Origin of the sequence: Actinokineospora globicatena (assembly GCF_024171945.1) — a bacterium.
Taxonomy (GTDB): domain Bacteria; phylum Actinomycetota; class Actinomycetes; order Mycobacteriales; family Pseudonocardiaceae; genus Actinokineospora; species Actinokineospora globicatena.
Genome location: NZ_JAMTCR010000004.1, coordinates 499617 through 525533, shown reverse-complemented (window position 1 = coordinate 525533; position 25917 = coordinate 499617). Strand labels below are relative to the sequence as shown.

Below are 25917 nucleotides of genomic sequence, written 5' to 3'. Positions count from 1 at the left end.
GCGGGCGTGGTGAACCCTCCACCATGGACGCTGAAGTGGATCATTGGGCCGACTCGGTGCGGAGGCGTTGATGGTGGCCGACGCGGTGGTGATCGGCAGTGGGCCCAACGGCCTGGTCGCGGCGAACCTGCTGGCTGACGCGGGGTGGTCGGTGGTCGTGCTGGAGGCGGCCGCGCACCCGGGTGGCGCGGTGCGGACAGCGGAGCTCACGGTCCCCGGGTTCCGCCACGACCTCTACAGCGCGTTCCACCCCCTGGCCGCTGCGTCACCGGTCATTGAGGCGCTGGGGCTCGAGCACTACGGGTTGCGGTGGCGCCACGCGCCCGGCGTGCTCGCCCACGTGTTCCCGGACGACCGATCGGTCTTGCTCTCCCGTGATGTGGAGCGCACCGCGGAGTCCGTGGGTTCTTTCGCCGCTCAAGATGCCGCTGCGTGGCGCTCCGAGTACGCCCGGTACCTGGATGTCCGAGACGACTTGATCCGGGCCTTGCTTCGGCCGTTTCCCCCGGTTCGCGCGGGGTTGGGCTTGTTGACGACCCTGGGCGTCGCCGAGGCTCTTAGGGCGATGCGTGTCGCGACGATGCCCGTTCGGCGGTACGGGGAGGAGCGGTTCGCCGGGGAGGGCGCGCGGATCCTGTTGGCAGGTAACGCGATGCACACCGATCTAGGACCGAACCAAGCAGGTAGCGCTGTGTTCGGCTGGTTGCTGGCGATGCTGGGGCAGGACGTGGGGTTCCCGGTGCCCCAGGGTGGCGCCGGATCGCTGACCGACGCGTTGGTGCGGCGACTGGAGTCCCGGGGCGGTCGCGTCGAGTGTTCGCGACCGGTGACGAAGGTCTTGGTCGCGCGCGGCAAGGCTGTCGGTGTTGTCGCGGGCGGCGACCACGTGCGGGCCGCGAAGGCGGTGCTGGCGGACGTCCCCGCTCCCGTGCTCTACCGGGACCTGGTCGGCGCGGACCTGCTGCCCGGCACGCTGCTCGACGACATCGCCAACTTCGACTGGGACGACTCGACGATCAAGGTCGACTGGGCGCTGTCCGGACCGATCCCCTGGCGCTCCGCCGCGGCATCGGCGGCTGGCACGGTCCACTTGGGAGTGGACGCCGACGGACTGGTCCAGGTGGACGCCGAACTCGGCAGCGGGCGGGTCCCGGAGCGGCCATTCCTGCTGCTCGGCCAGATGACCACTGCCGACCCGAGCCGCTCCCCCGCCGGGACGGAGTCGGCATGGCTCTACAGCCACGTCCCCCGCGGCGGGCACTGGCCCGCCGAGCGGCTGGCCACATGGGCGGACGGGGTGGAGGACATCGTGGCCACCCACGCCCCCGGTTTCCGCGACCTGGTCCTGGGGCGGGTCGTCTCCGGTCCCAGGGACCTGCAGAGCGGGAATCCCAGCCTGGTCGACGGTGCCATCAACTCCGGGACGGCGGGCATCCACCAGCAGTTGGTGTTCCGGCCGACCCCGGGCCTCGCCCGCGCCGACACGGTCATCGAGCGCCTGTTCCTGGCGAGCGCGTCAGCTCACCCGGGCGGTGGGGTGCACGGGGCTCCTGGTGCGAACGCGGCAAGGGCTGCGCTAGCCAGCCACTCTTACTACGGCCCTGTCTACCGACCTCTTATGCGCGGCCTCCACCGCACCCTTCATCCGCCCAAGCACTAGGACGAGCTCTAAATCAGGCGCGAGCGTTGGTGAGAAAGCGGAGTGCGGCCGGAAGACGCTGGTCGATTCGGATCTGGTTGGTGATCCGGCTTAGCGGTGACGGCGGGGCTACCTGCGGGCGGCCTGCCATAAGAGCGCCGTAGACGCGCGAGGCGAGAGTGGTGCTGGAGTGAGATTCCGGCGCTAGAGCCGTCACCGTCAGGCCGGTGCCCAGGAGTTCGTCGCGCAGTGAACCCGCGAACGACTGCACGAATGCCTTGGTGGCGTTGTGGACCGGGTGGTTGGTCGCTCCCGATGACGTGAAGAGCAATCGGCCGTGAGCGCGGGCGATCATCCCGGGTAGCAACCGCTTCGTCAGGTGGATGGTCGCGCGGACGTTCAGGTCGGTAGTGGCCAAGTGGTCTTCGAGCGCCGCGCCTTGCGAGAACGAACCGCCGGTGGTGGTGTCGGCGTTGATCGCCATCGCGGTAGGGACACCTACGCGTGCCGCTAAAGAGTCGACGTTGGCCGGTACGGCTAGATCGAGCTGGATCGCGGTGGCCTCGGGGAGGTCGGCGGCCACATCGTGCACTGTGGGGTCGTTGGCCACTAGGACGACGTGGAAGTCGTGGGCCGCGAACTCTCCGGCGAGATCGCGACCGATGCTGGAGGTAGCCCCGGTGACCAGGGCGAGTGGGGGCGAGACGCTCTTCATGGAAGACCTCGTTCAGAGCTGGATCGGTGGTTCGGGGTCAGCGGGCGGCGGCCAGGTCGGAGAGCCTGCTCAGTGTCTCGCGGTTGCGCGGGATGAGCAGCGCGTCGACGAGGAAGCGGGGAACGAGGGCGAGCGGGCCGCGACGGGGCTGCTCGGTCATGGTGATGGTGGTGCGGTCGCCGTGGTCGAGCAGCTCGAGCCGGACGTGGGCGGTGCCCGCGGGCCACACCCTGGCCTCCAGGTCGATGCTGCGGCCCGGGTCAGCCGCGACCACCTCGGTCGCGTCCTGGATGACCGCGGGCCAGACGCCGACGCTGTGGTGGATCCGGGTCCCCACGGCGGGCCAGCCCGGGTCGACGCTCCGGATGTGGGAGGCGCCGACGACCCACGAGGCGTAGGTCCAACCGTCGGCGAGCACGTCCCACACCCGGGCGGGCGGGACGGGTACCTCGGTGCGCACTGGGGCCATGTGCGTGACCTACCCGCGAATCGCCGGGGACAACCGCACCGCGCGCGACCCCCGTCACCCGATCGTGGCTGGTGGCGCGCGCCGGTGGGGCCAGCGGGTCATCATCGGGGCTTGGCGGTGTCCACGACCGCGCACGCGCGGGCCGGAGTGCAAGGAGTAGCGGATGGCCGTGTCACAGCTGGCCGCCGTCGACATCGGAGCGGGGTTCTCCGACGCCTGGCGGATGGTCATCACGTTCGTGCCGAGACTGATCGGGTTCGCCCTGGTCCTCGGCATCGGGTACCTGGTGGCGCGGTTCGCCGCGAGGGTGGTCACCAAGGTGCTGGCCAGGGTCGGGTTCGAGCGCGTGGTGGACCGGGGCGGCATCCGGCAGATGCTGGCGCGGTCCCGGTTCGAGGCCTCGGAGATCATCGCCAAGCTGGTGTACTACGCGATCCTGCTGGTCACCCTGCAGGTCGCGTTCGGGGTGTGGGGGTCGAACCCGGTCTCGGCGCTGCTGAGCGACATCGTGGCGTGGCTGCCCAAGGCGGCGGTGGCACTGCTCATCGTCGTGGTCGCGGCGGCCATCGCGCGCGGGGTGCGCGACTTCATCACCGCGGTGCTCGGCGGCCTCTCTTACGGCAAGGCGCTCGCCACGGCGGCGTCGGTGTTCATCGTGGCGCTGGGCATCATCGCGGCACTCAACCAGGTGGGGATCGCCACCACGGTGACCATGCCGGTGCTCATCACGGTGCTCGCGACGGCGGGCGGCATCGCCATCGTCGGCATCGGCGGCGGCATGATCCGCCCCATGCAGCGGCGGTGGGAGGGCTGGCTTGACCGCGCGGAGCACGAGATCCCGAAGATGCGCGAGCACATGGAGGCGCACCCGATGACCCGCGAACCGGCGCACTCCGGCGCGCCCGCGCAGGCGTGGAACGCCCAGGGCATGCACCAGCCGCAGATGACCCAGCCGGGCATGCACCCGACTGGCTCTTACCCGTCGATGCCGCCGCAGCCTGGCCCTTACGGCGGTCAGATGGGCGGCCCCGGGCAGATGCCCGCGCCACCGCAGCACCCTTATGGCCAGATCCCGCCGTACGGCCAGGCACCACCTAGCCGCTAACAGCACCAAGAGGGCGCCACCCACGCGGGTGGCGCCCTCTTGCGTCTAGAGGCTCATGCGCTGACGGGTTCCAAGATGACTCGTTGAGTTCGACGGCCGGTCGCGACCGTCCAAGCCCAGCCCGCAAGCACAGCGGCTCGGTTACGCCAGCCGACGAGGAACGCGAGGTGGACGACGGCCCAAGCAGCCTTGCCGATCAGGCCGCGCAGGCGCAGGCCACGGACGTCGCCGACAGCGTCGTTGGCGGAGATGGTCGCCATGGTGCCGAGGTCCAGGTAGCGGAACGGGGTGATCTTGTCGCCGGTGAGCCGGGCGCGGATGGCCTTGGCCACGTACTTGCCTTGCTGGAGGGCCGTTTCCGCGACGCCGGGCAGATCACTGTGGTTGGCGGTGTCACCGATGACGAACACCTCGGGGTGACCGGGGACCGTGCAGTCCTCTTGGACTACCAGGCGTCCCTTCTTGTCGGTCTCCACGCCCGCTGACGCGGCAAGCTTGCCGGTGAGCGGAGCCGCTCTTACTCCAGCGGCCCACACAACGGTCGCGGCGTCGAGTCTCTCGGTGGGACCGCCATTTGTTGGGGCATAGACGATGCCGTGGTCGTCGACCTCCTCCACCTTCTTACCCAGCCTGACGTCCACACCCAACTCACGCAGTTTGCGTTCAGTGTGGTCGCGGAGAGACTCGGTGTAAGGAGGCAGGACCGTGTCTAGAGCGTCGAGCAAGACGACGCGAACCTCGTCCAGGTTGAGTTCCGGGTATTGACCACGCAAAGTGCGGCGCTTCATGGCAGCGATCTGGCCAGCCAGCTCGACGCCGGTAGGGCCAGCGCCGACGATCGCGAAAGTCATCTCGCGGCGACGAGTGGCCTCGTCAGACGCAAGAGCAGCGCGCTCGAACGCTCGCAAGATGCGTCCACGGAGGTTGACGGCATCGTCGAGGGTCTTCATCGGTGGTGCCCACTGGCGCCATCCGTCATTACCGAAGTAGCTGTCCGTGCTGCCTACCGCGACGACAAGGGAGTCATAGCCGACCTTGCGGATAGCGCCATCGGCTTGGACGACGTCGACGACGCGGTTACCAGCGTCAACGTCCGTAGCCTCACCGAGCACGACCCTGCAGTCCTCACCGAGGACCTCGCGCAACGGTGGGGCGATGTTGCCGGGAGGCAGGATCGCGGTCGCCACCTGGTAGAGCAGTGGCTGGAAGAGGTGGTGGTTGACCCGGTCGACGACTACGACTTCCGCGTCCGCACGACGCAGACCCCGGGCGGCGTTCAAACCCCCGAAACCCGCGCCGACGACTACCACGCGGTGCCGCGCACCCGGTCGGTCGATGATCGCAGTCATACCCCAGGCGTACCTCTTAGCGAGATCGGGAAACCTCTCTCACCAAGCGTGACGCGCCGGTAGCACAAACGCGATGGCCGGTGTTCCCCGCGCGGGGAACACCGGCCATCTGCTGTTGTCGTGGTCAGACGCGGTTATCCTGGTCAGACTCGGAAGCGGGTGACCACGTTGTTGAGCTCGCCCGCCATGGTGGCCAGGGAGTCGGCGGTCTCGCGGGACGCGCTCACCGTGTCGCTGGTGGAGGACGCGGCCTCGGCCACCTCGGTCACGGTCTGGGCGATCGCGTCGGCACCGGCGGCCGCCTCGGAGACGCTGCGGCTCATCTCGCTGGTGGTCGCGGTCTGCTCCTCCACCGCCGAGGCGATGGTGGTCTGGTAGTCGCTGATCCGGTGGATGATCTGCGAGATCCGCTCGATCGCGCCGACCGCCGACGAGGTCTCGCCCTGGATGGTCTGCACCCGGGTGGCGATGTTCTCGGTGGCCCGCGCGGTCTCCTGGGCCAGGTCCTTGACCTCGCTGGCGACCACGGCGAAGCCCTTGCCCGCGTCACCGGCCCGAGCGGCCTCGATGGTGGCGTTGAGGGCGAGCAGGTTGGTCTGCTCGGCGATGCTGGTGATGACCTTGACGATGTTGCCGATCTCGGTCGACGACTCGCCGAGCTTGCCGACGATCTCGGTGGTCTCCTGGGCGGAGGCCACCGCGTCCGAGGCGACCCTGGCCGCGTCGGAGGCGTTGGAGGCGATCTCGCGGATCGACGCGCCCATCTCCTCCGAGGCCGTGGCCAGCGTCTGGACGTGCAGCGACACGTCCTGGGCGGCCTGGCGGACCGCACCGGCGCGGTCGGCGGTCTGCGCGGCGCCCTTGGCCAGGATGTCGCCCGCGGTGGCCATGTCGCGCGAGGACCCGGTCAGCGCCGAGGCGTTGGACCCGATCGTGCGCACGGTGTCGAGCATGCTGTCGGTGGCCCGGTTGAGCGCGGCGGCCATCTGGCCGACCTCGTCGCGGCTGGTCACGTCGGCCCGGCGGGTCAGGTCGCCGTCGCCGACGGCCTCCAGGACCGCGGTGACCCGCTGCAGCGGCCGGGTGACCGCGCGGGCCACCCACCAGGCGAGCAGCAGGCCGAGGAACAGGCCGATGCCCGCGCCGCCCAGGATCCAGGCGTTGGTGCGGTCACCGGTCGCGGCGACGTCGGCCGCGGCACCGGCGGCGGCGTTCGCCTGCGCGGTGGTCAGGGTGTCGAGCTGCTTGTCGAGCGTCGCGGTCAGCTCGTCGGCCTTGTTGTAGCCGTCCCAGAACGCGTCGAGGTTGTTGGTGTCGGCGGCGGGCAGGATCTGCTGGTCGCGGACGCTCAGGTAGCTCTTCCACGTGTTGCGGAGCGCGGTCAGCGTCGCCGGGTCAGCGGTCTCAGCGGTGTAAGAGACGAAAGTCGACTCGATCTCCGCGTCCAGGGCGGTCATCGACTGCTTGTTCTTCGGCCGCCACTCGGCGTCGGACATGTAGTAGTTCAGCATGAAGTTGCGGTCGGTCAGGATGTCGGCCCGCACCTTCGCCAGGGTTTGCGTGGCGTGCACGCCGCGGTCGTAGACCGCACGCGCCCCGTCCGTCAACTGCCCGGTCCCGGTCAAGCTCAGCCCCACCACCGCGGCGAAGGCCACCAGGACCACCGCCACCGCGCTGAAGATCTTCACCGTCACCGGGAGGTCCGCGAACCGCCCCAGCACACCGCCCCGCCGTCCTGCAGCCATCAGCCGACCCTTCATCTCGTGTCCCGCTCCAGGGGGGACATCGGCGGGTGGGCGGAGGACCTGAGCGTCTGGTTCGAACGGATGCGCGACGGCGAGCGGCGATCGGGCGCACGGGGCGCGCCACCCCGGGCGAGGGGTGGCGCGCCCGCTGGTGCGGGGCTACTTCGTGGTAGCGCGGGCGGCGGTGGTGATGACGCGCGTCACCTCGTCCGGGTGGGACAGCATCGGGACGTGGGAGCTGTTGAGCTCGATGGTCTTGGAGTTGGCGCGCTTGGCCTCGAAGCGCTCCAGGTCCGGGGAGATCGCACGGTCCTGCTTGGCGATCACGGCCCACGACGGGATGGTGCGCCACGCGGCGGCAGGGGCGGCGTCACCGAAGAGGGTGGCGTTGATGGGGCGCTGGGAGGCGGCCAGCAGGGCCGAGGTCGACGGGGAGAGGTCCGCGGTGAACACGTGGCGGAACTTGGCCGGGTCGATGTAGAGGTCGGCGCCGTTGGCGTGCGGGATCGGCTTGAGGGCGGGGACCAGCTCGGAGCCGGGGAAGCGACCGGCGAGCTCACCCAGCACCTCACCGGTGTCCGGGACGAACGCCGCCACGTACACCAGGGCCTTGACCTGCGGCAACGACGCGGCTGCGGTGCTGATCACCGCGCCGCCGTAGGAGTGGCCGACCAGCACGACCGGGCCGGGGATGGACTTGATCACGGACGCGATGTAGTCCGCGTCCTGGGTCAGCCCGCGCAGCGGGGTCGCGGGGGCGACCACGGTGTAGCCCTGGCGCTGCAGGCGGGTGGTGGTCTCCGACCAGCTCGACGCGTCCGCGAAGGCGCCGTGGACCAGGACGACCGTGGGCTTGGGGTGGTGCGACTCCTCGGTCGAGGTCCCGGCGGACCCGGTGGGCGCGGCGGTCGTGAGCAGGGCGCCGGTGGCGGCGAGGACGAGCAGGGCGGTGCGCAGGCGGCGCATCGGAGGGCTCCTTCGAGTAAGAGGGATCACGCGCTGAGGAAGGCGAGGAGGTCGGTGTTGAACTCTTGCTCGTACGCGCCGACGAGGCCGTGCGGGGCGCCGGGGTAGATCTTGAGGGTGGCGCCGGGGACGAGCAGGGCGGACTTCTTGGCGGCGTTGTCGACCGGGACGATCTGGTCGTCGTCGCCGTGGGCGACGAGGGTCGGGACGTCGATGCGCTTGAGGTCCTTGGTGAAGTCGGTCTCGGAGAACTGCTTCACGCACTCGTAGGCCTGGTGCAGCCCGGCCTGCAGGCTCCACAGCCAGAACGCGCGCCGCACACCCTCGGACTCGACGGCGCCCTCGCGGTTGTAGCCGTAGAACGGGGCGCTGAGGTCCCAGTAGAACTGCGACCGGTCGGCGGCCACGCCGGCGCGGATGCCGTCGAACACCTCGATCGGCACACCGCCGGGGTTGGCCTCGGTGCGGACCATCCGCGGCGGCACCGCCCCGAGCAGCACCACCTTCGCGACCCGGCCGGTGCCGTGGCGACCCAGGTAGCGGGCCACCTCGCCGCCGCCGGTGGAGTGGCCGACGAGCACGGCGTCGCGCAGGTCGAGCGCCTCGATGAGCTGGGCTAGGTCGTCGGCGTAGGTGTCCATGTCGTTGCCGTGCCAGGTCTGCGCGGACCGGCCGTGCCCCCGGCGGTCGTGCGCGACGGCGCGGTACCCGTGCTGGGCGACGAGGCGCGCCTGACCGTCCCAGGCGTCGGCGTTGAGCGGCCAGCCGTGGCTGAACACGACCGGCTGACCGGTGCCCCAGTCCTTGTAGAACAGGTCGGTGCCGTCGGCGGTGGTGAAGGTGCTCACGCGGCGCTCCCGGTGGCGGCGAACCGGCGGATGAACTCGAGCGCGGTGTCGGCGACCTCGCGCCACCCGCTGTCGATGATCAGCGAGTGGCCCCGGCCGGGGATCTCGACGATCTCGGTGACCCCCTCGTTGGCCTTCTGCCGCTTGTACTCGGCGTTGGCCATCGCCCACGGCACGGTGTTGTCCTTCTCGCCGGAGACGATCAGCAGCGGGCCGCGCCCCGGGTTCTCGTTGTCGACCTTGACCTCGGTCCACGGGTTGAGGTTCGCGGTCGCGGCCTGGAACAGCGGCGCACCGGGCGCGGGCACGGCGTAGGTCTCGAACAGGTGCTTGGCCTCGTCCTCATCCACCGCGTTGGCGAAGGCGAACCGGAACTGGTCGAAGGTCAACGGCACCGCCCGGTGCCGGTTCGCCGGGTTGTGCAACACCGGCGCCGCCGCCCGCAACGCCGAGATCGGCAACGGCAACACCCCCCGGAACGGCGCCGGGTCAATGGCCACCGACGCGACCGACAACCCGCGCCCCGCCAGGATCTGCGTGATCAACCCACCGAACGAGTGCCCGACCACCGCGGGCTTGCGGTCCAACCGCTCAACCAACCCACCGACGTGATCCGCGATCTGCCCAACGGTCTTGTTCGCGAACACCTCAGGATGCGCGTTGGCCTCCTCGACGGTCTCGGGGTCATCCGGCCAGGAAGCCGTCACCGCCACATACCCGGCCGCCTCGAACAGCTCAGCCCACCGATCCCAACTACTGGGCAGCAACCAGAGCCCGTGGACGAAGACAACCGGAGCCAACCCAGAGGCATTGGCCCGCTCAACCTGCTCGCTGTCATGTGCGTTGCTCATACCCCAACCCTGTCGACACCCCCCAGGTCCCCGCATCAGTCACACGACTGCATGTGCCCTCCAGCAGTGCCCAGGCCCACCCCGCGCCACCGCACCCAACACCTTTGGCCTCGACATCGTTGGCCCCCAAGGCCCCGCCGACAACGTTGGCCCCGAGACACCCGCAAGCAACGTTGGCCCCAAGACCGCCCGCTGACGACGTTGGCCGACCCGCGCTCCACGAAGGCGCTGGTGCCAGGCCGGCTCGATGGGGTGGACTTGTTTTGTGTGGGGGGACGGTACCCGTAGCGTCGGTAGCGGACAGGGCCATGCTTTTCGGCCCCTGCTTTGCGGTCCTGCCACGGGTGTCGTAGGGGCCCCACGCAAAACACGTTCGCCCCATCGAGCTCTGCTCGAAACTCGCGCCTGTTCGATGCCGAAGGCGAGCCGTCCACCGCAGCGAAGCGAAGGCAACGAAAGCCAGAGATCCCCAGCTCACCGCCTACCCAGCCACGGCCAGCAAGATCAACCCGCCCCAAAGACCCCCGAATACACAGCCTACCCAAGGGAACGCAAGCCAAGAGAGGCTGAAAGTCGAGACTGTGGACAACTCAGCCCCATGTGGACAACTCCCACCCCGCCACAGGAACTCCACGCCCCGGGTCGTTCCAAACGCACCGCCGCACACCCGCAGCCACCTCCCCGCACCTGGTCAAGTCACAGCGAAGCAAGGGCATCGCGAAGTGCCGAGCGCGATGTGATTCCCAGTTTGGGGAAGACGCGGTAGAGGTGGGCGCTTACGGTGCGAGGGGATAGGAATAGGCGTTCGGCGATTTCTTTGTTGGTCAGGCCGGTGGCGGCGAGGTTGGCCACTTCCAGTTGTTGGGCGGTGAGGGTGTCGGTCGTGGGTTCGGTGTTGATGGCGAGGCCGGTGGCTCTGAGTTCTTGTTCGGCTCTGCGTTGCCAGGTTGTGGCGCCGGTGCGGCGGAAGAGGTCCGCGGCGCGGCGGAGTTCTGGGCGGGCTTCGCCGGGGCGGTGGTTTCGGCGGTGGGTCTCGCCTAGGGCGAGGCGGATTCGGGCGTGGTCGAAGGGCCATTGTTCGACCAGGGGTAGGGCCAGTGCGGCGCGGAACAGGCCCACTGCCATGTCGTCGTCCGCTGTGCTGAGGGCTTTGGCGGCGAAGACGTGGAGGCGGACGCGGGGTGAGCGGTCGGCCAAGCGGGCGAGTTCGGCGGCTTCGACGTAGGCGGCCGCGGCGGCGCTTCGTCGGGTGCGGACCGCGGACTCGACCAGGTCGAACAAGAGCCACGGAGCATAACTGGCGTGGTCGGCGATAGCGGACAAGGAGACGTAAGCGGTCTCGTAGTCGCCCTCTGCCAAAGCCGCAGCGGCGGTGTTGCGGGCAGATAGGGCTAAGTGCAGCGCACTGCCGCGCGGCTCCGCCCACCGTTCGACCGTGCTGCTGTACTCGCGCGCGCTGTCGACGTCTCCCCTGCTCGCGGCCAGCCAGCCCAGCGTGCAGCGCAGGTCGTGCGCGATCAACTCCAGGTCGTGCCGCACGCACAGGTCCAGCCCAGCCTCGGCCGACGACTCAGCGGCGTCCCAGTCGCCCGCCAGGAAGTGGTCGTGTGCGGCGAACCAGTGGCAGGCGGCGACGTGTGTGACCGCTCCCCCGCCGCTTTCCCGGTCGATCAGCTCACGTAGCGGGGTGCGGTGTTCGTGCAGTAAGTCCAGCCAGGTCGCGAGTCTGCACAGGTCCACGATCCGGCCAGGAGACGCGGTCGCCGGTAAGAGGTCGAACGCGACGCGAAGGCGTCTAGGCGCGTCAGCGACAGGGGCGCCGGAGAGGACGTCGTACAAGAGCAGCGTGGACTCGTCGGGGTTCTCGACGGCCGCTAGAGCCTTGCCCAGCCTGTCCCACTCATCCGGGTCTTGGGTGTAGGTGGCGATAGTCAGCCAGAGGTGCAGCACCCGGTCGGCGACTGGCGTGTGTTCGAGCAACCTGCGCGCGCCGGACAGGTCGCCGTCGCGCAGCAGGGCGATCCTCGCGCGGGTGACCACGCCGTGCGCCGGGTCGTCGAGCAGGGCGCGGGCCTCGTCGAGCAGCTTCTGCGCCAGGTGCAGCTGGCCGGACTCCCCCGCCAGCTCGGCGCCCCGGTGCAGCCGCCCGGCCGCGTCGGCGGGGTCCGGGCTCAGCGCGGCGGCCCGGCGCAGCGCGGGGACGGCCAGACCGCTGCCGCCGCGCAGGCTCGCCGCGAGCGCGGTCCGCTCGATCTCGGCGGCGACGGCCTCGTCCGCCTCGACCGCGGCCTCCGCGAGGTGCCAGACCCGCCGCTCCGGGGTGTCCCGGTACAGCTCGGCGAGCTCGGCGTTGGCGGCGCGCAGCTCGTCGGGGGCGGCCGAGGCGATGATCGCCGACCGCACCAGCGGGTGCCGGAACCGCAGGCCGGACGGGGTGGAGTCGTGGGTGACCAGGCCGACCCGCTCCAGCTCGGCCAGCAGTGACGGCGCCAGTGACGTCGGGTGCGCCCGGTTCTCCAGCCGGTCGCCGTCGAGAGCGGTGAGCAGCAGCGTCCGGCGCACGTCGGTGTCGAGTTCGCGCACCCGCCCCGCGAAGGTCGACTCCAGCTTGGTCCTGGTCGACGCACCCGGGGGCAGCATCTCCAGCCCGGTAGCGGCATCCGTGCCGAGAACCCCTGGCAGCTCCACCAGCGCCAGCGGATTGCCCGCCGCGTAGTGGAGTACCTGGTCGCGCGCCCGCACAGGCAAGTCGGGGTGCGACCGTGCCAGCAGATCGATGGCGTCGGCGTCGGCGAGCGGCCTCACCTCGTACATGTGGATGTTCGGGGTGACGCGCTCACTGCTCAGCAGCGGTCGGCGCGCGAAGATCGCCCTGAGGTCGTACGGACGCAGCCGCAGGAGCATGAACATCATGACCTCGCGGGTGGGGTGGTCCACCCAGTGCGCGTCCTCGACCGCGACCAGCACCGGGCCGTCCTCGGCCACCGCCGCCAGCACCGCGAGCGAGGCCACCGAGATGGCCAGCCGGTCCGGCACCGGCCCCGCCTCGAACCCGAGCACGCGGCGCAGCACCTCGCGGTGGTACGGCTCGACCCGGTCGAAGTACTCGAGCACCGGCGCGAACAGCTGGTGCAGGCCCGCGAACGCCAGCTGCGCCTCGCTCTCGTAGCCGGACCCGCCCAGCACCCGGACCCCGCGCTCGATCGCGTACTCGATCCCGGCCCTGAGCAGCACCGTCTTGCCAACCCCCGGGTCACCGTGCAGCACCAGGTTGGGCTCGACACCGGGGTCTCGATCGATCACGCGCCGCAACGCCGCCAACTCCGCCGCGCGGCCGATCACATCCACGCCCCCACTGTGCCCTACGTACGACCTACCGAACGATCCTCGCGTATGTGCGGTCAGATGACTGATTCCCAGCCGTCCCCGGAGTTCCACGCTGTGGACCTGGGTGAAGGAGTGTGCTGTGCCGCTGCTGCGAGTCGGACCCGACGTCGAGCTGTACTACGAGGACGCGGGGTCGGGGCCGCCCGTGCTGCTCGTCCCCGGGTGGCCGCTGACCTCGGAGTCGTGGGAGTGCCAGGTCGGCGCGCTGGTCGAGGCGGGCCACCGGGTGATCACCTACGACCGGCGCGGGTTCGGCCGCTCGACCCGCGCCTGGGACGGCTACACCCCGGCGGCCCTCGTCGACGACTTACACGGATTGATCACGCACCTGGACCTGCTCGACCTCGTGCTGGTCGGCTTCTCCTCGGGCGCGGTTGAAGCCGCCCGCTACCTGACGGTGCACGGACCTGACAGAGCGCGCGGGCTGGTGTTGGCCAGTCCGTTGGGTGGCGCGTCAGCGCTAGGGCGCGATCTGCGCATAGCGGCCAAGTGGCACCGGGTGGCCATGCTGGACGACGTCCTAACTCGGTTCTTCAGCGTCAACGGCGAGGGCGCGCTCGATGAGGCCACCCGCCAGCACCTGCTATCGACGGCGGCGGCGTCCTCCGCGCGCGCGACCCTCGCCGTGATCGACGCGTGGTCAGACCCAACGCTCGATCTAGCCGCAGACGTCGCCGCAGCAGTCCTGCCAACTCTTGTCCTAGGCGGCGAGGGCGACGCGGTAGCGCCATCGCACAGGGTCAACGCACCCACGGTCGTCATCCCTAGCGGCCCCCACGGCGTGCACATAACCCACCCGCAGCAGTGGAACCAAGCCGTGCTGACGTTCCTGGCAGGCTAAGAGCCGCGGTTCTGGCGAGGTTTGATCGTGACCGGTGGCAGGACAGGAGCGGGCAACCGCGCCGGACTGCCCGTGTAGCCCTCTACGCGGCCGAACTGGTCCGACTCGTTCTCCCACGCCTCGCGGTAAGCGACGATCTCTTCGTGCGTGCGGGCCACGAAGTTCCACCACATCAGGATCGGCTCGGTGAACGGCGGACCACCCAGCAGCAGCACCCGCGACGGTTCATCTCCGAGGTTGGTCAGCTCTATCTGCGACCGACCGCGCCCGAGATAACCGAGTTCGGCCACCTTAAGAGGCTCCCCCGACACACAGATCTGGCCGGTGTCGAGCAGAACCCCGTGCTCGAACCCGGGGTCGACGTCGAGCGTCACCCTGTCGCGCGGAGCCACTACGAGTTCCGCGCCAAGAAGCGGCGTGAACGTGGCCACCGGGGACTTGCTGCCCGCCAACGTCCCGAGGAACACGCGCGCGGTCGCACCGTCTAGCGCTACCGGCTCAGGTGCGTAGTGCTCGAACGCGCGGGGAGCGTGACGGTGCTCCTCAGGTAGCGCTACCCACAGCTGCACGCCGTGCAGGATGTCGGTCGCTGCCGTGGACACCTCCGAGTGGCAGATCCCCGCGCCGCCGGTCATCAGGTTGACCTCACCGGGGCGGACGTACTCGTGCGTGCCCAGGCTGTCGCGGTGCTCGATCTCGCCGGAGAACAGCCAGCTCACCGTCTGCAGGCCGGTGTGCGGGTGCGGGGCGACGTCCATCCCGCCCGCCTCCGCGACCCGGGCCGGGCCGTAGTGGTCGACGAAGCACCACGCGCCGATCAGCGACCGGTCCCGCTGCGGCAGCGTGCGCCGCACCCGCATCGCGCGCGGACCGCCCAGCGGCACCTCGCGCGCGGTCAGCACCTCGACCCCGGGCGACGCCGGGTCCGGCCTGCACGAGAGCGGCGCGGGCGCGGTCTCGGTGTTGCTCATCGGTCGCGGCCGGGCGTCGTGGTCATGCCGTCCAGGGTAGTTGTCCACAGGCCGCGCGCACCGGACCACGGCGAAAACCGTCGAGCCCGTAGGATCCCGGCCGTGTCCGGTGCCACGACCGATCCCAGTCCCACCCCGGCGACCCGCGAGGCGGTGACCGAGGTCCTGCGCAGGGTGTTCGGCTACGACTCCTTCCGCGGCGAGCAGGAGGAGATCATCACCAGCGTCGCCGACGGCGGTGACGCGCTGGTGCTGATGCCCACCGGTGGCGGCAAGTCGCTGTGCTACCAGATCCCCGCGCTGGTCCGCCCGGGTGTCGGCGTGGTCATCTCGCCGCTGATCGCGCTCATGCAGGACCAGGTGGACGCCCTGCGCAACCTCGGGGTGCGCGCCGGGTTCCTCAACTCCACCCAGGACTCCGGCGAGCGGCGCGCGGTCGAGCAGGCCTTCGTCGACGGCGAGCTGGACCTGCTGTACCTGGCGCCCGAGCGGTTGCGGTTGGCCTCGACGGCGCAGCTGCTCGACCGGGGCAAGATCGCGCTGTTCGCCATCGACGAGGCGCACTGCGTGTCCCAGTGGGGCCACGACTTCCGGCCGGACTACCTGGAACTGTCCGCGTTGCACGAGCGCTGGCCGGAGGTGCCGCGGATCGCGTTGACCGCCACCGCGACCAAGGCGACGCACACCGAGATCGCGCAGCGGCTGAACCTGGGCGCCGCCAAGCATTTCGTGGCCAGCTTCGACCGGCCCAACATCCAGTACCGGATCGTGCCCAAGGCCAGTCCCACCAAGCAGTTGCTCGACCTGATCCGCGCCGAGCACGCCGGGGACGCGGGCATCGTCTACTGCCTGTCGCGCGCGTCGGTGGAGAAGACGGCGCAGTTCTTGTCCGACAACGGAGTGCCCGCGGTGCCGTACCACGCGGGTCTCGACTCCAGGGTCCGCGCGACCAACCAGTCCCGGTTCCTGCGCGAGGACGGCTTGGTCGTGGTCGCCACGATCGCCTTCGGCATGGGGATCGACAAGCCGGATGTGCGGTTCGTGGCGCACCTGGACCTGCCGAAGTCCGTGGAGGGCTACTACCAGGAGACCGGTCGCGCGGGCCGCGACGGCCAACCGTCCACCGCGTGGCTGGCCTACGGCCTCACCGACGTGGTGTCGCAGCGCAAGATGATCGACAGCTCCGAGGGCGACCTCGCGCACCGGCGCAAGCTGAACCTGCACCTCGACGCGATGCTCGCGTTGTGCGAGACCGTCGAGTGCAGGCGGGTGCGGCTGCTCAACTACTTCGGCCAGACCGGTGAGCCCTGCAAGAACTGCGACACCTGCCTGAACCCGCCGGAGTCCTGGGACGGCACGGTTCCCGCGCAGAAGCTGCTCTCCGCGGTGTACCGGCTCGACCACGAGCGCAACCAGCACTTCGGCACCGGGCAGGTGGTGGACATCCTGCTCGGCAAGCAGACCGAGAAGATCACCCAGCACCGGCACGACGAGCTCTCCGTCTACGGCAAGGGAACCGAGCTCAGCGAGGGCCAGTGGCGCGGCGTGGCCCGGCAGCTGCTCGCCCAGGGGTTGCTCGACGTGGTCGGCGACTACGGGACGCTGGCGCTGACCGACGGCAGCGCCGAGGTGTTGTTCCAGGGCCGCAAGGTGATGCTGCGGCGCGAGCCGGAGAAGGTGGCCCGCGCGTCCACCCCGCGCACGGCCAAGGCTCCCGCGGTCGACCTGCCCGCCGAGTCGGTGCCGGTGTTCGAGGCGTTGCGCGCGTGGCGGGCGGCGTCGGCCAAGGAGCAGGGCGTCCCGGCCTACGTGATCTTCCACGACGCGACGCTGCGGCAGATCGCGGCGGCGCGGCCCACGGAACTCTCGGGGCTCAGCGGCATCAGCGGGGTCGGCGAGAACAAGCTGGCCAAGTACGGGCAACAGATCATCGACACCCTGGCCGAACTGGACTGACCTACACCGGGTCCGGTGTGGACAGTTGGAACTCCTGCAGCGTTGCCTGCAGCGCCCGGTTCTCGTGCGCGGTCACCATCGCCGCGGCGACGTCGCGCAGCTTGCGGTTGGAGTTCTGCGAGGCGCGGGTCAGCGTCTCGAACGCGGTGTCCGCGTCGAACCCGAAGCGCTGCATCAGCAGGCCTTGGGCCTGCCCGATGGTGGCCCGCGTGGTCAGGGCGGTGCGCAGCTGCTCGACCAGGCCGGTGCTGTGGTGGTAGAGCGAGACGTTGTCGAAGACCACGCCCGCGTTCAGCGCCAGCAGCATCACGAAGTCGTAGGACAGCGCGTCGAACTGGTCGGGCTCGCGGGAGAACAGCGTGAACACGGCCTGACCGCGTTCGCTGGTCGGGATCGGCAGGACCAAGCACCCGCACCACCCCGCGAGCAGCAACTGGGTGGAGAAGGTGGGCCACCGCTCGTCGGCCGCGGCGTCGTCGAGTCTTCGCGGTTCGTGGTGGATCAACGCCTCGGTGACCGGCCCCGGCACGAGCAGGTTGACCGGGTGCTCCCCGACGGTCTCGAAGTCGCCGCGGTGGGTCCGGACGGTGATCGAGGCGTGCGCGCAGCCGGGCACCGTGTCGGTGGCCCTGGCCACGAACCGGCCCAGCGCGGAGGACACATCATCCCCCGCGACGAGCCTCGTCACCTCGGCCAGCTCCTGGGCCAGGGAGAGCACACCTGTCATACGAGCCAGCCGGGAGTCGGGGCGTCGTGCTCCTCACACCACTCGATGGAGCCGACCGTCCACAGCAGCGCCAGCACCAACACGTCCACCGGGTCGAACCGGGGGTCGTCGAGCATGGCGAGCTCCAGCTGGGTCCGCACGTCGTCCGGGCGCCCGTTGAGCTGCGCGAGCAGAGCCCGGACCAGCGCGCGCACCGGCGGGTCGAGGGTGTCCACGTCGACCACACCACCGGTGTCGTCGCGCAGGTCGAGCACGAAGGCCTTGTCCGGTCCGGACGTCTCGGCCCGGCACAACATCATGTCCGCGGTGGCGATCACCAGTTCGCGCAGCACGGCGCCCAAGCGGTCGCGGTGGTCCGCCCCCGCCAGCACGTCGAGCGCGCCGGTGCGCGTGGTCGAGTCGAGTTCGCCGCCGCGGGTCACGGCAACGAGCCTGCGGGCCACGCCGCGGGGGTGCTCCGTCACTGCACTGCCCTCCAGGTCGCGTTCGGCTGTCCTGTCGGGGACTTACCCGGTCCGCGCCGGGGTCAAGCGCCGGTGGACCGGGTGAAATGTGCCCGCACCACGGTGCCGTCCCCGGTGGCGTGGATGGTGACCAGGTCAGCGAGGGTGTGCACGAGCAGCAAACCGCGGCCGTGAGCTTGGTCGACCGGAGCCGGGCGCAGGCCCGCGAGCGGGTCGGCCAGCTTGCCGCCGTCGCGCACCTGGCAGACCAGTTCGCCGTCGACGGCCCACACGCTGAGCGTGGCCTGGCCGCCGCCGTGCTCGATGCTGTTGGTGACCAACTCGGTGATCACCAGCGCCACGTCGCCGACCCGCTGCTCGGCCAGGCCGTGCGCGCGGGCCTCGGTGGACACCAGCGCCCTGGCGGCACCGAGTTCGCCGACGCCGACCAGCAGGCTGCGCGCCTTGGTCGGGGCGGGCGCCTGGTCGTGGCCGACCAGCGCGGCCTCCGGGGCGTACGCGTCGCTCGCGCGGTACCCGGCCTGGTCCAGCACACCGGGGTGGGTGACCAGCGCGTCGGCGAGGACGGAGTGGTCGAGCGCGGCCGCGTCGTAGGGGCACAGCAGCCGCAGGGTCCTGCCGTCGAGCAGCCGGTTGGCCAGCGCCTCGTGCCGCACGCAGGACTGGTACTGGGCGGAGGGCCGTCTCGGCCACACCACCTCGGTCACCACGCGCGCGGGCCGGTCGAGCACCGGGTGCAGCACGGCGGGGACGATGCGACCGGGGTTGCCGCCGACCTCCTCCATGTCCAACCAGCGGACCTGGTCGGCGAACCCCTCCGCGATGCCTGCCGCGCGCAGCACTGCCAGGTTCGCGGCCGGGGCGGCGACGGTGACCGCGTCCCCCACGGCGACCCCGTCGCGCACGAACGGCAGCACAGCGGCGAGGTACTCCGCGGTACCCCGGTAGAGCAGAGCGGTGTGCGCGGCGGCGGCCGTCACGTTCTCGGCCGTCACGGCGACATCAGGCCCGTCACGCGATCCACCGTCGGGCCCCTTCCATGGTCGTCCACCACACGCGGGCCCGCACTGGGGGCACCGCGGTCGACCCGGTGGGTCTGTCTGGTGGTCATCAATCTACGCGTGCCGCGACAGCCTGGCCGAACGCCCGCCGAACGCCTGCCGGACGCCATCTCGGCCATCAGCGGACCGGGTGATCCGCGACTACTGTCGACGCCTGCGACAGGGAGGCACAGAGGGGGCAGGGCACGTGGTCGAGCGCGACGAGGCGAACCTGGAGCCCGACCTGCGCGCGCTGATGGCCGCGCTGGACTGGTCGGCGACCGGGCTGGGACCACGGCAGGCGTGGGACCCGCAGTTGAGCGCGGTGGTGCGCACGATGTTGTCCTCCCGCCAGCAGATGGTGCTGTTCTGGGGCCCCGACAAGATCGCCCTGTACAACGACGCCTACGCGCCGACCATCGGCGCCAAGCACCCGCGGGCCCTGGGCATGCCCGCGCGGGAGAACTGGGGCGAGCTGTGGGAGGTGCTCGACCCGTTGCTGGAGCGGGTCATCGGCACCGGGGAGTCGTTCTGGGCGGAGGACTACCCGTTCCCCATCGAGCGGCACGGGTTCCTGGAGCAGACCTACTTCGACATCTCCTACGACCCGGTGGTGGTCGACTCCGGCGCTGTCGGCGGCGTGCTGTGCCTGGTGACCGAGACGACCGGCCGGGTGCTCGGCGAGCGCAGGATGCGCACGTTGGGCGAGCTGGGCACCCGGCTGGCGGGCCTGACCGACGTGCGGCGGATCAGCGAGGTCGCCGCCGCGGTGTTGGCGGACAACCCCGAGGACCTGCCGGAGGTGGCGATCCGGCTGCTCGGCCGCGACGACGACCCGGCCCTGCTCGCGGTGGCCGACAGCGGGGCGGCGGCGTGGCCGGACCCGGGGACGCTGGCGTTGCCGTTGCTCTCGGCCAGTTCCACCGCCGGTGTGCTGGTCGTGCGGGTGAACCCGATGCTGGAGGTCGGCGGTCCGTACCGGGAGTTCCTCGACCTGCTGGCCGCGACGATCTCGGCCGTGCTGTCGCGGGCGGTGGCCCAGGAGCAGGAGCGGTTGCGGGCCAGGGCGCTGGCCGAGCTGGACCGGGCCAAGACGGAGCTGTTCGCCAACATCAGCCACGAGCTGCGCACGCCGTTGACGTTGATCGCCGGTCCCGCCGAGGACGCGCTCATCGACCTGGACGACCCGCCGGGCCCCAGGCAGCGCGACCGGCTGGAGCTGATCCGGCGCAACGCGGCCAGGTTGCGCCGGATGGTCGACAACATCCTCGACTTCACCCGGATCGAGAGCGGCGCGCTGAGACCGGAGCCGGTGGGCACGGACCTGGGCGCGTTCACCCGCGCGATCGCGATGTCGTTCCACCCGGCGGTCGACCGCGCCGGGCTGGACCTCCGGCTGGACTGCCCCCGGCTGGCCCGCCCGGTCTACGTCGACCGCGAGATGTGGCAGCGGATCCTGCTGAACCTGTTGTCCAACGCGGTCAAGTTCACCCTGGCGGGCCACATCCGCGTGACGGTCAGCGAGCTGGGCGAACGGGTGGCCGTCACGGTCGCCGACACCGGGCTCGGGATCGCCGAGGACCAGGTGCCGCTGCTGTTCCGCCGGTTCCACCGGGTGCGCGGCGCGGGCGGCCGGTCCCAGGAGGGCACCGGCATCGGGTTGGCCCTGGTGCAGGAACTGGTGCACCTGCACGACGGCGAGATCGCGGTGACCAGCACCCCCGGGGTCGGCACGGCGTTCACCATCACCCTCCCGCACGGCAGCGGCGCCAGCGCGCCTGCCGAGGGCGTTCCCGTGTCCACTGTGGACTCCTATCTGGACGAGGCGTACGGCTGGACCGACGACGACCAGGTGGACACCGAGGCGGGCGGGTGGGCGCTGGCCGGGCGGACCGCAGGCGCGACGGTGCTGGTGGTGGAGGACAACGCGGACCTGCGCGGGTTCCTGGCCCGGCTGCTCGGCGCGCACTGGCCGGTCACCGTCGCCGCCAACGGCGAGCAGGCACTGGCCCTCATCCGCGCGCGGCGCCCGGACCTGGTGCTCAGCGACGTGACCATGCCGGGGCTCGACGGCTTCGGGCTGCTCGCCGCGCTGCGCGGGAACCCGGCCACCGAACAGGTCCCGGTGATCCTGCTGTCGGCGCGCGCGGGTGAGGAGGCCGCGGTCGAGGGCCTGTCCGCGGGCGCCGACGACTACGTGGTCAAGCCGTTCTCCTCGCTGGAGCTGATCGCGCGGGTCCGCTCGACGCTGGAACTGGCCAGGCTGCGCACGCACCAGACGGCGTGGCGGGCGGCGCTGGTCGACGCGCTGGAGGACGGGTTCTTCACCGTCGACGCGGACGGCACGATGCTGGAGATGAACGCGGCCTGCGGCACGATCCTGGGCTACGGCGCCGAGGGCCTGCCCTACGCCCCGCCGTACCCGTGGTGGCCGACGGACCCGGACCTGGCCGCCGACCGGGACCGGGTGCTCGCCGCCGCGCTCGCCGGGGGCGGCGGCCGCCACGTGCTGCCCGCGCGCCGCGCCGACGGCCGCGACATCTGGGTGTCGATGTCGTTGAACCGGGTGCCCGGCCGCGCCGACGGCAGGCAGGTGTTCGTCGGGACGCTGCGCGAGGTCACCGCCGACGTGCGGGCCGCGGAACGCGACCAGGTCCAAGCGGGCTTCGGCGCCGCGCTCGCGGAGGTGACCGGGGTGGAGCAGGTGCTCGACGCCGGGGTGCGCTGGCTCGGTCGGGCATGGCGGGGTGAACCAGCGGTGGTCGTCAGCTGGCCGCCCGACCTGACCACCACGGCGCCGGACGCCCCCGAGGTGCTCGCCGCCGACCCGCCGACCACCTGGGCGGACCTACCGGAGCGGGCGCGGATCGCCCTCGTGGCGGCCAGGACGACCCGGGTTCCCCAGGTCGTCACCGACCAGTCCGGTGCCGCGCTGGGCATCGCGGGCCCGCTCGACACCTCCGCGCCACCGACCGCCGCGTGGGTGCCGTTCGCCCACCCCACCGTGCTCCCGGAGGTGGACCGGTACCTGTTCAGCGCGCTGTGCGGCCAGTTCGGCGTCGCGTTGAGCCGGGCCAGGTCCTACGAGTCGCTGCGCACGGTCTCCGAGACGCTGCAGCGCTCCATCCTCGGGCCGACGAACCTGCCCGAGGGGTTCGCGGTGCGCTACGAGCCCGCGGTGAGCCCGCTGGAGGTCGGCGGCGACTGGTACGACGTGCTCACCCTCGACGGGGACCGGACCGCCGTGGTGGTGGGCGACTGCGTCGGGCGCGGCCTGGCCGCGGCGTCGGTGATGGGGCAGCTGCGCAGCGCGTGCCGGGCGTTGCTGCTGCGCGCGATCGGACCGGCGGACCTGCTGGCCGCGCTGGACGACTTCGCCGAGCTGCTGCCCGGCGCGTTCTGCACCACGCTGTTCTGCGCGATCATCGACCACGGGCGCGGCGAGCTGGTCTACAGCAGCGCGGGCCACCCGCCCGCGATCGTGGTCGGCCCCGGCGGGGACTCCGAGCTGCTGGACCGGGGCACCTCGGTGCCGCTCGCCGTGCCGAGCACCGGCCCGCGTGCGGAGGCGTCGGTAGCGCTGACACCCGGCTGCACGCTGCTGCTCTACACCGACGGTCTGGTCGAGCGGCGCGGGGAGACGCTGGACGAGGGCATGGCGCGGGCCGCCGAGGCGCTGCGGGTCAACCGGGAGCTGGACCCGGCCGAGATCGCCGACAAGCTGCTGGTGGAACTGCTGCCCACCGGCGGGCACGACGACGACGTGGCGGTCCTGCTGTACCGGCAACCCCTGACCGGACGACCCTGAACCGGCGCTCAGCCCTCGGCGAGCGCGGCCTCGACCGACGGGTGCACCTCGAGCACGTTGTCCAGCGAGCTGACCTGGATGGCCCGCAGCACCGCGCCGCCGTCGGTGAGCACCCGCAGCGAGCGGCCCGCGTCCCGGCACCGGGTGTGGTACTCGACCAGCAGGGCCAGGCCCGCGGAGGCGAGGAACCCGACCTTGGTCAGGTCGAGCAGCACGGGCGCGGCCTGGTCGCCGCTGGTGACCGCGCTCTCCAGGTGGTCGCGCAGCGCGGGCGCGGTGCCCATGTCGATCTCGCCGCGCACGCGCAGCAGCACCGCGTCGTCGCGGTCGGCGAACTCGACCGTCAGCAGGTCGGACGTACTCATGGCAGCCCTTCGGGGTGTGGACACGACGGTGTGGCGGCTGGCTGCTCAACCGCCTCGGTGACCACCCTAGTAGGTTCTGCGCCGTCGGATCGAGCCGTCCCAGCGCGGCGGGGAACCGGGGCAGGGGGATGGCCCGTCGGACCGGTCCCGGCCAGGCACGCGACCCCGAGGAGTCCCAGGTGAGCGACCCCACCCAGCCCGAGGTGGCCGATGTCGAGCTGCGGCTGCGCGCTGACCTGGTCAACCTGCCCGTGGTGCGCGGGGTGGCCGCCGCGGTGGCGATGGCCGCCGACTTCACCGTCGACGAGATCGCCGACCTGCGGCTGGCGGTGGACGAGGTGTGCTCGCAGCTGATCGTGCTCGCCGCGCCGTCGGCCGACCTGGAGTGCCGGTTCACCCGGGTGCCGGGGACCGACCGGGGCACCGAGGTGGTCTTCCACGCCAGCACCCGTTCCCGCGACGGCCGCCCGCCCGCGACCGACACCTTCGGCTGGCACGTGCTGCGGACCCTGGCCGACGAGGTGGAGACCGGGCTGGGCGAGGGCGTCCGGCCGCCGGTGCACATCACGGTGCGCAAGCGCCGGGCAAGGTAACAGTGCGCAAGCGCCGGGCGAGATAACAGTGCGCACCCGCCGGGCGAGGTAACAGCGCGCACCCGCCGGGCAAGGTAGCAGTGCGCAAGCGCCGGGCGAGGTAACTGCGCGCAAGCGCCGGGCAAGTAACAGCGCGCAACGCCAGGCGAGGTAACCGTCCGGAAGCGGCGGGCGAGGTGACTGTCCGCGAGCGGCGGTCTGGTGGAGCGGAGACGCGCGTCTCCCCCACGCCGCCGCCGTTGATGGGAAGATCGACCGCGTGGGCACTCTCCTGGCGATCAGCGACCTGCACATCTCGTACGCGGAGAACCGCGAGATCGTGCGGGGTCTGCACCCCGAGTCGCCCGAGGACTGGTTGATCGTCGCCGGTGACGTTGCCGAGCAGGTCGCGGACGTGCGGTGGGCGCTGGAGCTGCTGGCGGGCCGGTTCGCGCGGGTGGTGTGGGCGCCGGGCAACCACGAGCTGTGGACGATGCCCGCCGACGCCGTGCAGGCCCGTGGCGTGGAGCGCTACCAGGCGTTCGTGGACATGTGCCGCGAGATCGGGGTGGTCACGCCGGAGGACGAGTACCCGCTGTGGGAGGGCGAGGACGGCCGGGTCCGGATCGCGCCGCTGCACCTGGGCTACGACTACACCTTCCGGCCGGAGGGGGCGTCGACCAAGGCGGAGGCGCTGGAGATCGCGCACGCCAGCGGCGTGGTCTGCACCGACGAGTACTACCTGCACCCCGACCCGTACCCGAGCCGGGACGACTGGTGCCGGGCGCGGGTCGCCGAGACCGAGGTGCGGTTGGCGGCCGCCGCCGACCCGACCGCGCCGTTCGTGCTGGTCAACCACTACCCGCTGGTGCGGGAGCCGACCAGGGTGCTGCGGTACCCCGAGTTCGCCCAGTGGTGCGGCACCGAGCTGACCGCGGACTGGCACACCCGGTTCCCGACCGCGGTCGTCGTGTACGGGCACCTGCACATCCCGCGGATCACGCACTACGACGGCGTGCGGTTCCAAGAGGTGTCGCTGGGCTACCCGCGTGAGTGGCGCAGGCACGGCAACCCGCACGGGCTGCTGCGCAAGGTGCTCAGCGCGCACGAGCGCGTCTGAGACGCCGACCTGGGGAACAGCGTCTAGGGCCGAACGTTCCCACTTCCCGCTGTAGCCGCGTCAGCGGACCGGTACAGATGGTGTGACCTGCGGGTTCATCGCCACTGTGTGGCCGGTATCACGCCGGGGTTATGCCCGGTTGAGATGAGTCCAGCCGGAATCCGTCACCCATCCTGGTGAACGACAGTCGACGGCCGGGCAACCAGGCCACCACACGGGCACTCCGGACGCCGACGGCGAAAGGTGGCTCGCCATGACCGCGGCGGAACTGTCCGACCTGCGCGCGCTGGACGGGGGCGTGGATACCGCGCCGACGTTCGACGTGCCGGACTACCGGAGGAGACTCGGCTGGCCGGTGGACGGGGACGCGCTCGGCGCGTACCTGGACCTGGGCACCGAGCAGATCGGCGGCCTGCGCATGCGCGCCGGGCTCGGCGCCGAGGTGCAGTGGTGGCTGCGCCTGCGGATGCTGGCCGGTCCGGTGCTCGCGGTCCCCGGCAAGCGCACCGAGTGGACGTTCCTCACCCAGCCCATCCCCGACGAGCACCACCGCAGGCCGCTGCCCCCCGGTGTGGAGCCGGTGACCTCGCGGGTCCTGCTGCCCACCGCCCACACCGACCGCGCCACCGCCTTCTGGGCGACCGCCCCCGACGTGGACCACCCCAGCCTCCCGCTGTTCACCTCCGTGGTGGGCGCCGTCCGCAGCGTGCTCTACGGGCACAGGTTCTGAACGCCTTCCTGTCTGGCGTGTCTTTCGCTTTCTCTCAATCGACCTTTGTCCAGTGGATGGCGGCGGCCCCCGACCGCCGCTGTCTACGGACCTGGTGAGCACAACCGGCTCGGATCCCCCGCCGAGCCGCTGGGCCACCGGCGGGTCGCCGCGCACCCCTGCGACGCGGACGCGTCGCGCGGCGACCCGCCCACCCCCGCGCGCGACGCCCGCACCGCCCCCTGCCGGTGCGGGCGTCGCGACGCGCAC

At 71.2% G+C, this 25917-nt stretch carries 21 protein-coding genes; 8 read left to right on the top strand and 13 right to left on the bottom strand.

The window, feature by feature from the left end; translation table 11 throughout:
- The first annotated feature begins 70 nt into the window (after positions 1 to 70).
- Positions 71 to 1660, top strand: a complete 1590-nt coding sequence (locus LV79_RS21370) for a phytoene desaturase family protein (protein WP_253839800.1) — start codon at positions 71 to 73, stop codon at positions 1658 to 1660.
- A gap of 13 nt (positions 1661 to 1673) precedes the next feature.
- Here the strand turns inward: LV79_RS21370 and LV79_RS21365 are convergent, their stop codons facing one another.
- Together LV79_RS21365 and LV79_RS21360 are read right to left on the bottom strand one after the other, a co-directional pair.
- Positions 1674 to 2354 carry an SDR family NAD(P)-dependent oxidoreductase gene (locus LV79_RS21365; RefSeq protein ID WP_253839798.1) on the bottom strand — a complete coding sequence of 227 codons (681 nt, stop codon included), beginning with the start codon at positions 2352 to 2354 and terminating at the stop codon, positions 1674 to 1676.
- Positions 2355 to 2391: 37 nt separating this feature from the next.
- Positions 2392 to 2823, bottom strand: a complete 432-nt coding sequence (locus LV79_RS21360) for an SRPBCC family protein (RefSeq protein ID WP_253839796.1) — start codon at positions 2821 to 2823, stop codon at positions 2392 to 2394.
- A 163-nt stretch (positions 2824 to 2986) separates the two neighbouring features.
- Between LV79_RS21360 and LV79_RS21355 the strand changes: the two genes are divergently transcribed.
- Complete coding sequence (locus LV79_RS21355) at positions 2987 to 3928, top strand: mechanosensitive ion channel family protein (protein WP_253839795.1); 942 nt, start codon at positions 2987 to 2989, stop codon at positions 3926 to 3928.
- Between the two features lie 53 nt (positions 3929 to 3981).
- Here LV79_RS21355 and LV79_RS21350 read toward each other — a convergent pair whose 3' ends face one another.
- The 6 genes from LV79_RS21350 to LV79_RS21325 all read right to left on the bottom strand — a co-directional run bounded on the left by LV79_RS21350 (position 3982) and on the right by LV79_RS21325 (position 13035).
- Positions 3982 to 5277, bottom strand: coding sequence for an NAD(P)/FAD-dependent oxidoreductase (locus LV79_RS21350; RefSeq protein WP_253839792.1), 1296 nt, complete (start codon positions 5275 to 5277; stop codon positions 3982 to 3984).
- A 143-nt stretch (positions 5278 to 5420) separates the two neighbouring features.
- Entirely contained in the window at positions 5421 to 7022 is a 1602-nt protein-coding gene (locus LV79_RS21345; RefSeq protein ID WP_253839791.1) for a methyl-accepting chemotaxis protein, read from the bottom strand.
- Between the two features lie 159 nt (positions 7023 to 7181).
- Positions 7182 to 7988 (bottom strand): alpha/beta fold hydrolase, encoded by an 807-nt coding sequence (locus LV79_RS21340; protein ID WP_253839790.1) that lies wholly within the window; start codon positions 7986 to 7988, stop codon positions 7182 to 7184.
- 26 nt (positions 7989 to 8014) lie between these two features.
- Positions 8015 to 8836, bottom strand: coding sequence for an alpha/beta fold hydrolase (locus tag LV79_RS21335; protein WP_253839788.1), 822 nt, complete (start codon positions 8834 to 8836; stop codon positions 8015 to 8017).
- The gene (locus tag LV79_RS21330; protein ID WP_253839786.1) at positions 8833 to 9687 is read right to left on the bottom strand and encodes an alpha/beta hydrolase; all 855 of its coding nucleotides are present in this window, start codon (positions 9685 to 9687) and stop codon (positions 8833 to 8835) included. The genes LV79_RS21335 and LV79_RS21330 overlap by 4 nt, the downstream gene beginning before the upstream one ends.
- 696 nt (positions 9688 to 10383) lie before the next feature.
- Positions 10384 to 13035 (bottom strand): AAA family ATPase, encoded by a 2652-nt coding sequence (locus LV79_RS21325; RefSeq protein WP_253839784.1) that lies wholly within the window; start codon positions 13033 to 13035, stop codon positions 10384 to 10386.
- A gap of 118 nt (positions 13036 to 13153) precedes the next feature.
- Here LV79_RS21325 and LV79_RS21320 point away from each other — a divergent pair, with 118 nt between their 5' ends.
- Positions 13154 to 13915 carry an alpha/beta fold hydrolase gene (locus LV79_RS21320; protein ID WP_253839782.1) on the top strand — a complete coding sequence of 254 codons (762 nt, stop codon included), beginning with the start codon at positions 13154 to 13156 and terminating at the stop codon, positions 13913 to 13915.
- Here LV79_RS21320 and LV79_RS21315 read toward each other — a convergent pair.
- The gene (locus LV79_RS21315; RefSeq protein ID WP_253839780.1) at positions 13912 to 14886 is read right to left on the bottom strand and encodes a pirin family protein; all 975 of its coding nucleotides are present in this window, start codon (positions 14884 to 14886) and stop codon (positions 13912 to 13914) included. The genes LV79_RS21320 and LV79_RS21315 overlap by 4 nt on opposite strands.
- A 102-nt stretch (positions 14887 to 14988) precedes the next feature.
- On the opposite strand from LV79_RS21315, the gene recQ reads away from it, so the two are divergent.
- Positions 14989 to 16842, top strand: a complete 1854-nt coding sequence (gene recQ / locus LV79_RS21310; protein WP_253839778.1) for a DNA helicase RecQ — start codon at positions 14989 to 14991, stop codon at positions 16840 to 16842.
- A 1-nt stretch (position 16843) separates the two neighbouring features.
- Here the strand turns inward: recQ and LV79_RS21305 are convergent, their stop codons facing one another.
- The 3 genes from LV79_RS21305 to LV79_RS21295 all read right to left on the bottom strand — a co-directional run bounded on the left by LV79_RS21305 (position 16844) and on the right by LV79_RS21295 (position 19028).
- Positions 16844 to 17569, bottom strand: a complete 726-nt coding sequence (locus LV79_RS21305) for a GAF and ANTAR domain-containing protein (RefSeq protein WP_253839776.1) — start codon at positions 17567 to 17569, stop codon at positions 16844 to 16846.
- Positions 17566 to 18033 carry a hypothetical protein gene (locus tag LV79_RS21300; RefSeq protein WP_253839774.1) on the bottom strand — a complete coding sequence of 156 codons (468 nt, stop codon included), beginning with the start codon at positions 18031 to 18033 and terminating at the stop codon, positions 17566 to 17568. The genes LV79_RS21305 and LV79_RS21300 overlap by 4 nt, the downstream gene beginning before the upstream one ends.
- 62 nt (positions 18034 to 18095) lie before the next feature.
- Entirely contained in the window at positions 18096 to 19028 is a 933-nt protein-coding gene (locus tag LV79_RS21295) for an anti-sigma factor RsbA family regulatory protein (RefSeq protein WP_253839772.1), read from the bottom strand.
- Positions 19029 to 19281: 253 nt separating this feature from the next.
- Between LV79_RS21295 and LV79_RS21290 the strand changes: the two genes are divergently transcribed.
- Entirely contained in the window at positions 19282 to 22881 is a 3600-nt protein-coding gene (locus LV79_RS21290) for a SpoIIE family protein phosphatase (protein WP_253839764.1), read from the top strand.
- Positions 22882 to 22889: 8 nt separating this feature from the next.
- Here the strand turns inward: LV79_RS21290 and LV79_RS21285 are convergent, their stop codons facing one another.
- On the bottom strand, positions 22890 to 23246 hold the full coding sequence (locus LV79_RS21285; protein WP_253839762.1) for an STAS domain-containing protein: 357 nt from the start codon (positions 23244 to 23246) through the stop codon (positions 22890 to 22892).
- A gap of 179 nt (positions 23247 to 23425) precedes the next feature.
- Here LV79_RS21285 and LV79_RS21280 point away from each other — a divergent pair, with 179 nt between their 5' ends.
- The 3 genes from LV79_RS21280 (at position 23426) to LV79_RS21270 (ending at position 25668) form a co-directional block, all read left to right on the top strand.
- Positions 23426 to 23839, top strand: coding sequence for an ATP-binding protein (locus LV79_RS21280; RefSeq protein WP_253839760.1), 414 nt, complete (start codon positions 23426 to 23428; stop codon positions 23837 to 23839).
- 250 nt (positions 23840 to 24089) lie between these two features.
- Positions 24090 to 24938: a metallophosphoesterase family protein gene (locus tag LV79_RS21275; RefSeq protein ID WP_372495422.1), complete on the top strand. Its 849-nt coding sequence runs from the start codon at positions 24090 to 24092 to the stop codon at positions 24936 to 24938.
- A 253-nt stretch (positions 24939 to 25191) separates the two neighbouring features.
- Positions 25192 to 25668 (top strand): hypothetical protein, encoded by a 477-nt coding sequence (locus LV79_RS21270; RefSeq protein WP_253839756.1) that lies wholly within the window; start codon positions 25192 to 25194, stop codon positions 25666 to 25668.
- The last annotated feature ends 249 nt before the right edge of the window (positions 25669 to 25917 follow it).